A 6,041-nucleotide genomic window follows, 5' to 3' on the forward strand; every position below is an offset into this window, starting at 1 on the left:
ATGTCGATTCGGAAATAGTGATGGGTGTAATGGATAATTATGAATATAAAAATCATGAGGTAAGTCTGGAAGATGAAATAATCCTATATACCGATGGAATCACGGATGCAAATAACACGGAACATGAGATATATGGCGAAGAAAGGTTGACTGATTTCCTGAACAATCATGAATCAGGTGAAAACATCATAATGGATCTTATTAATGATATCAACAAATTCACCAATGGAGAAAAGCAGTTTGATGACATGACCCTCCTTATATTGGACATAAAATGATGGAGAATGTATGGTAATGATAGTATTTTCAGGAATGATTTAATAAAAAATTATTTTATAAGACTTAAATTATAAGTCAATTAATATAATTTTTTATGGATTTTATTCTAAAAATTAATGATATTTTATGGATTATATATTATAAAATATTAGATGTTGTAAATTTTTTTAGGTTTAAACCATATTTTTCTTTTTTTATCAGTTCAATCCATCATTTGATAATATAAATAGATTAATATTTCATTTTTTATAGTTTTTTTTTATTATTGAAGCTGTGTGACACTTATTTTGCTATATTGATTGTATATTTTATTATCACACATTCTAAACAAAATAAGAACATTAATTATGTTAATATAAACATGGTGTTAGTAAAATCATATTTTTCAAGAAACACAACGGGGATGGTCAATAGTAATCATGCCAGATAATATATTATTAGACAATTATGAAGATGATTTTCCACATATTCATCCAGATATGGCGAAAATAAAGAAAAAAACATTCTATGAAACACTATTGATAGTAAAATATAGAAAAGAATATTATTTCTGATTAAATTTTTCTGTAGGGATAAATTCCTTTATGTTTATACTCTAATTTCAACCATTGCCCTAACATTGGCTCAATAAGATGATATTTCCATCAATCATCTAACCAATCCCTGATTCTGAAGATTATTTAATGGTCTACTTAGAGAACAACTTTTAACACCAACAAACTCCGTTATTTTTAATTCTTTTAATATCCCTGTTGAATAAAGAAATCAGTATCTCCTGTTCTGTATGAGACAATCTTGACCAAATGTTTATTAATTGAGTAGATAGTAATGGAATAACATTAATAAATTCTTCTTTGACAAGTTTTGCATCCAATTGAACAATATTAGGTATAATCTTCCAAATAAATTGAATATGAGCTCAAAAATAAGTTAATTTTCCAGAACCCTAATATTTACCATTAAGTCATATTTATGATTGAAATCTTTGCTACTTTTTCATGACACAAATGCAACATGTCTAATTGTATTTTCAAAAACTTTATATGTTATATCGTATATACTATTTATTATGCTAAATTTTATAATGTATATCTTATAAAATTATTTTAAAATCATATTTTTTATGGTATAACTTAAGGTTGTAAATCAATGATTGATAGACATTTTTATATAGATAAAATAAATGAATTTGTTGATACTGATTTAATTAAGGTATTAACTGGTATGAGACGTTGTGGAAAAACAACTATGTTAAAATTAATAATAAAAGAATTAAAAAATAATTATCACATCCAGGATGACCATATCTTTTTAATATCATTTGAATCAACAAAATACAAATGGATAGAAAATTCACAGGAATTAGATGAACTTGTATTTAATTTGGTTGAAAACATTAATGGTAAATTATACCTATTTTTTGATGAAATTCAAAATGTAAAAGGATGGGAAAAAAGTATAAATTCTTACATGGTTGATTTAGACTGTGATTTATATATCACTGGATCTAATTCTAATTTGTTGTCTGGAGAACTAGCAACATATATTGCCGGAAGATATGTTGAATTCAAGATATATCCATTATCATTTAATGAAATTTTAACATATAAAAATCAAGATAAAACCTTAAATAAATATGAAGAACTAGAATTATTTGAAGATTATAAAGAATTTGGTGGATTACCATATTTACAACAATTAAATAAAGGAAAAATAGATTATATAAATAACGTTTATGATTCAATATTACTAAAAGATGTAGTCAGACGTTACGATATACGAGATTTAGATTTTCTAGAACGATTAATATATTTCCTAATTGATAATATAGGACATACCTTTTCAGCCAATAGCATATCCAAATTTTTCAAACATGAAAAAAGGAAAGCTAATCCTGAAAAAGTATTAAATTATATAAAATTATTAAGAAATGCATTATTATTCACACAAGTAAAAAGAGAAGATTTAAAAGGTAAAGAAATATTATCCGTTAATGAAAAATATTACCTGATGGATCATGGATTTTATAAAGCATTAATAGGAGATAAGAATCATAATGAAGGTCAAAAACTTGAAAACATAGTTTTCAATGAATTATTAAGAAGAGGTTATAAAATCACTGTAGGAATATATCAAGATTATGAAATAGATTTCATATGTAAAAAAAATAACCGTATAATATACGTTCAAGTTTCAGAAACATTGAAAGGAGAAGAAACTAGAAAAAGAGAATTCAAACCTTTAATGAAGATAAAAGACAATTATCCCAAATACATAATAACTGAAGATATAACTGATTATTCAAAACAGGGCATTATAAATCTCAATATAATCGATTTCCTAAAAGATGAATCAATATAACATTGTACGAAAAAAAAAATAATCTATAAACAATGAAGAAATAAGATTGAATGAATTATGCTTAAGTAAGGACAGACTAATCATAACTTATAATTATTTCCTAAAGGAATATTCACACTATCTTAAACACAAACAACCAGAAAATACCTAGTATTATCTTTAGTATATAATAGAAATATATACAATTTATATAGAAAATTGTCGTACAGTCTCTTTTCTTTGTTAAATTTTGTTTTTAAGATTATTAATTTTTCATTCGTTAAGCGCAGATATAAAGAACAAAATCAATAATATTTTTAAAAGAGATGCTCTGTAGATATCCCGCTATTAAAATGTAAAAAGCAATACCTTTGCCAGAAACATTTATATGCTCAAAGTAATGTTCCAGAGACCCTGATTAGGAAAAACAACAAAAGTTTTAGACAAAATTTACAAAGCCTATAAATTATATAATGTGATTTCTTCGAATAATTTGAAATTTTTATCGAAGCTGACGACGTAGTCCATGTCATAGTATCCTGATATAACTACTATAGAACAATCCACAAAACCTAAATTAAATCTGTTAGTATTGTATTTCTCAAATACTTTGAATACCTTGTCATTATATTTGTCAATATCATATTCATTTAGAATCGTGAAATTATCAATCATGAAATAATAGGCATTACGTGTTAAATTAAGATTTTTTGTACGCATCATTATTATTGTTACTACTTCAGTAATTATACTATTGCTGATACAGCATTCATAGTTGTTTAATAATGTTTCACAGGTTTTTACTGCCAACTCATGATTTTCTTCGATTTCCCGAAATATTGCAACAATAAAGTTTGTGTCAATGAAAATCTTATTCATTTAAATAAACTCCTTTATCTATATTCCAGTCACTGTCTATGTCGTCTTCTTTTTTTATCATTCCTGCAACATCTTTTAAAGTGACTTTTTTTCTAAATGTAATCTTTAATTCATCGTCATCTGTTTTTGTCCATTCAATTATGGTATCGTCGTTTACATTAAATTCTTTTCTAACCTCTTTTGGAATTACGGTTTGATAATTTTTATAAATCTTAGAGTTTGCTAAAATCTCAGTCATTTTTATCACTATATTATATTTATAATTTAATAGTGATATAAATTTTTTCTGTTAATATTTCATATAATTAATCAGCAGTTATTAAATTCTTAAAATAACAAGTATGTCAAAATCTCATCAATTTAAAAAAATGAAAAATAAAAGAAAATTATTGATTTTACAAGCACAGCTAGCATTTTCTCTCGAGATATAACTTAAGAACTATCAAACATGCTTTTATTAAATAGCAATTGGGTTTAAATACTAAAATAGTATATATAAATATTGATTAATGTATATAGATTATATAATAAAGTTATGATGGCAAATGGGCTAAGAAACAGTATGCATGTATTGAAAATATTTTTGAATTTTTAAAGTTTAAGAATATGGATGATTAGTATTCCTTTTTTACAAATAGCAATTAGCAATAATAAGGATAATGGGTGAATTAAATGATGAAGGGAATTCAATTAAAAGAAGAAATGAGTACATGGCTATGGGATTTACCTAATTACTTTAAAATAAAGGAAAATCCGGACTATGAAGAAAAATTGATTAATTTAATGTTAAATGGTTTAAGATTATTCAAAAATTCTTCATTAAATGAGATAACATTATCTGAAGATGAGGAAATACTGCATAAAACAGTTATGGATTTTCTATATTTTTGAATATATATACGTTATGATTTTGAATAGTTTTACTTTATGATTTTGAATAGTTTTACTTTATGATTTTGAATAGTTTTACTTTATGATTTTGAATAGTTTTACTTTATGATTTTGAATAGTTTTAACATCTTTATGCATTTTATGGGCTAAATCTCTTATTGAAATTATTTTATATATTTAATTGCAGTTAGAACTTCGAAATCTAGTGATAAATTAAGTTTATTGGTAACTAAACCTTCTCCTTTTTCAATAGTTTCATTATGATTTTATGAAGCAATTCAATTTTCCAAATCAATTAACATTTCTATATTATTTGTTTGGTTAAATAAATGTTCTAATTCTTTTTCAGAATCATACTTTTGAATTAGATCTTTAATTACATCACCACCATTCTGTCTTTTGATTAGTGTAATCATCATTTTAAAAGTCTCCTTCAATAAATAATAGAAAGGAGACTGTACGTTTATGAAAAAAAGATTAGATATATCTAAAGAGTTTGCTAAAAAACTTAATTCTAATAAAATTAATACCATGATACTATTCGGTTCTGTAGCTCGTGGTGAAAATTTAGAAGATTCCGATACTTGTTGACTTATTTCCATAAATAAATATATTCATAAAATATAAATAATACTAAAAATATAATAATCTTAGAATATTATTTTCCTAAGGTGAAAAAAAATGGTTGTTGAAACAAAAGTATATCAAAAGAATCAGACAACAATACCAACTGTTTATAGTAAAAAATATAATGTTGAACCAGAAGATATTGTTGAATGGCAAGAAAATGAAGATGGAAAACTTTATGTAACATTTAGAAAAAAAGTAACAATTAGTGAAATGATTGGAGCCGGAAAAAAGAGTAAAAATACTAATGCTGTGAAATTAGAAGAGGAGTTATATAATAATGACTAAATATTTCTTGGATACCAATTTTATAATAGGTTTAATTCTATCAAATGATGATTTACACATGAAATCAGTTGAATTAAATGATAAATACGACCTTGAAAATCAGGATTGTTATGTATCTAATCATGTCTTGGATGAAATCATTACAATTATTGGACAATATGAAGGTTCAAATTTAGCTTATAATACTTATTTAATGATTAAAGATAATTTTACAATATTAAACGAATGCAATATTCCAACTTTTAATTCAAAAGTAATGACAACCTATCTTGAAAAAAATATAAATGATAAACAAAAAGTAGGATTTACAGACTCATCCATCATAGAAATAATTAAATATTATCATTTAGATAAGTTAGTAACTTTTGATAAGAAATTAGCTAAAAATAGTCCTGTATCTGTAATTAGTGTATAATGTAAAAAGAAATATACACTAATTACTTCATTTACTTAATATTTCCCTTAATAATGATTCTTTAAACTTTTAACAGAATATTTTATTTAGTAAAGATTTTTTAAACTCTTGATATAATTTTATATCCTGTTTTAAGTTCAACGATTTATTAAACATTAATCGTAGTAAAATTCTATTTTTTTCTTGTTTGGTGTCATGTATTATAATTTTTAATTTTGGCTCTGTAGGTAAATTATATTTGACTATTACTCATACTTTTTAAGGTATATTCTCTTTGTTTACATTAAAACCTACAAGATTTTTTTTCAACGTTTATTATATC

At 24.0% G+C, this 6,041-nt stretch carries 11 protein-coding genes; 7 read left to right on the plus strand and 4 right to left on the minus strand.

Annotation, left to right across the window (positions count from 1 at the left end; all coding sequences use genetic code 11):
• Both QZZ11_RS03055 and QZZ11_RS03060 read left to right on the plus strand, forming a co-directional pair.
• The coding region (locus QZZ11_RS03055; protein ID WP_292473504.1) for a SpoIIE family protein phosphatase at positions 1 to 278 on the plus strand (278 nt) is incomplete at its 5' end.
• Positions 279 to 698: 420 nt separating this feature from the next.
• The gene (locus QZZ11_RS03060; protein WP_292473506.1) at positions 699 to 833 is read left to right on the plus strand and encodes a hypothetical protein; all 135 of its coding nucleotides are present in this window, start codon (positions 699 to 701) and stop codon (positions 831 to 833) included.
• Positions 834 to 985: 152 nt separating this feature from the next.
• Here the strand turns inward: QZZ11_RS03060 and QZZ11_RS03065 are convergent, their stop codons facing one another.
• Complete coding sequence (locus QZZ11_RS03065) at positions 986 to 1,153, minus strand: hypothetical protein (protein WP_292473508.1); 168 nt, start codon at positions 1,151 to 1,153, stop codon at positions 986 to 988.
• Between the two features lie 275 nt (positions 1,154 to 1,428).
• On the opposite strand from QZZ11_RS03065, the gene QZZ11_RS03070 reads away from it, so the two are divergent.
• Positions 1,429 to 2,640, plus strand: coding sequence for an ATP-binding protein (locus QZZ11_RS03070; RefSeq protein WP_292473510.1), 1,212 nt, complete (start codon positions 1,429 to 1,431; stop codon positions 2,638 to 2,640).
• Positions 2,641 to 3,078: 438 nt separating this feature from the next.
• On the opposite strand, the gene QZZ11_RS03075 is transcribed toward QZZ11_RS03070, so the two are convergent.
• Positions 3,079 to 3,498, minus strand: a complete 420-nt coding sequence (locus tag QZZ11_RS03075) for a PIN domain-containing protein (RefSeq protein ID WP_292473512.1) — start codon at positions 3,496 to 3,498, stop codon at positions 3,079 to 3,081.
• On the minus strand, positions 3,491 to 3,736 hold the full coding sequence (locus tag QZZ11_RS03080; protein WP_292473514.1) for an AbrB/MazE/SpoVT family DNA-binding domain-containing protein: 246 nt from the start codon (positions 3,734 to 3,736) through the stop codon (positions 3,491 to 3,493). Before QZZ11_RS03080 ends, QZZ11_RS03075 begins: the two co-directional genes overlap by 8 nt.
• A 434-nt stretch (positions 3,737 to 4,170) precedes the next feature.
• On the opposite strand from QZZ11_RS03080, the gene QZZ11_RS03085 reads away from it, so the two are divergent.
• On the plus strand, positions 4,171 to 4,389 hold the full coding sequence (locus QZZ11_RS03085) for a hypothetical protein (protein ID WP_292473516.1): 219 nt from the start codon (positions 4,171 to 4,173) through the stop codon (positions 4,387 to 4,389).
• Positions 4,390 to 4,667: 278 nt separating this feature from the next.
• Here QZZ11_RS03085 and QZZ11_RS03090 read toward each other — a convergent pair whose 3' ends face one another.
• On the minus strand, positions 4,668 to 4,808 hold the full coding sequence (locus tag QZZ11_RS03090) for a hypothetical protein (protein ID WP_292473518.1): 141 nt from the start codon (positions 4,806 to 4,808) through the stop codon (positions 4,668 to 4,670).
• 46 nt (positions 4,809 to 4,854) lie between these two features.
• On the opposite strand from QZZ11_RS03090, the gene QZZ11_RS03095 reads away from it, so the two are divergent.
• The 3 genes from QZZ11_RS03095 (at position 4,855) to QZZ11_RS03105 (ending at position 5,719) form a co-directional block, all read left to right on the plus strand.
• The gene (locus QZZ11_RS03095; protein WP_292473519.1) at positions 4,855 to 4,980 is read left to right on the plus strand and encodes a nucleotidyltransferase domain-containing protein; all 126 of its coding nucleotides are present in this window, start codon (positions 4,855 to 4,857) and stop codon (positions 4,978 to 4,980) included.
• Between the two features lie 90 nt (positions 4,981 to 5,070).
• Positions 5,071 to 5,304 carry an AbrB/MazE/SpoVT family DNA-binding domain-containing protein gene (locus QZZ11_RS03100; protein ID WP_292473521.1) on the plus strand — a complete coding sequence of 78 codons (234 nt, stop codon included), beginning with the start codon at positions 5,071 to 5,073 and terminating at the stop codon, positions 5,302 to 5,304.
• Positions 5,297 to 5,719, plus strand: a complete 423-nt coding sequence (locus QZZ11_RS03105; RefSeq protein WP_292473523.1) for a PIN domain-containing protein — start codon at positions 5,297 to 5,299, stop codon at positions 5,717 to 5,719. Before QZZ11_RS03100 ends, QZZ11_RS03105 begins: the two co-directional genes overlap by 8 nt.
• Positions 5,720 to 6,041 lie beyond the last annotated feature (322 nt).

It is taken from the genome of Methanosphaera sp., from assembly GCF_016282985.1.
Classification (GTDB): Archaea; Methanobacteriota; Methanobacteria; order Methanobacteriales; family Methanobacteriaceae; genus Methanosphaera.

Coding starts and splice junctions, on each gene's coding strand:
- QZZ11_RS03060 (WP_292473506.1), top strand. CDS start 699: ATGCCAGATAATATATTATTAGACAATTATGAAGATGATTTTCCACAT.
- QZZ11_RS03090 (WP_292473518.1), bottom strand. CDS start 4,808: ATGATGATTACACTAATCAAAAGACAGAATGGTGGTGATGTAATTAAA.
- QZZ11_RS03105 (WP_292473523.1), top strand. CDS start 5,297: ATGACTAAATATTTCTTGGATACCAATTTTATAATAGGTTTAATTCTA.
- QZZ11_RS03080 (WP_292473514.1), bottom strand. CDS start 3,736: ATGACTGAGATTTTAGCAAACTCTAAGATTTATAAAAATTATCAAACC.
- QZZ11_RS03075 (WP_292473512.1), bottom strand. CDS start 3,498: ATGAATAAGATTTTCATTGACACAAACTTTATTGTTGCAATATTTCGG.
- QZZ11_RS03085 (WP_292473516.1), top strand. CDS start 4,171: ATGATGAAGGGAATTCAATTAAAAGAAGAAATGAGTACATGGCTATGG.
- QZZ11_RS03100 (WP_292473521.1), top strand. CDS start 5,071: ATGGTTGTTGAAACAAAAGTATATCAAAAGAATCAGACAACAATACCA.
- QZZ11_RS03095 (WP_292473519.1), top strand. CDS start 4,855: ATGAAAAAAAGATTAGATATATCTAAAGAGTTTGCTAAAAAACTTAAT.
- QZZ11_RS03070 (WP_292473510.1), top strand. CDS start 1,429: ATGATTGATAGACATTTTTATATAGATAAAATAAATGAATTTGTTGAT.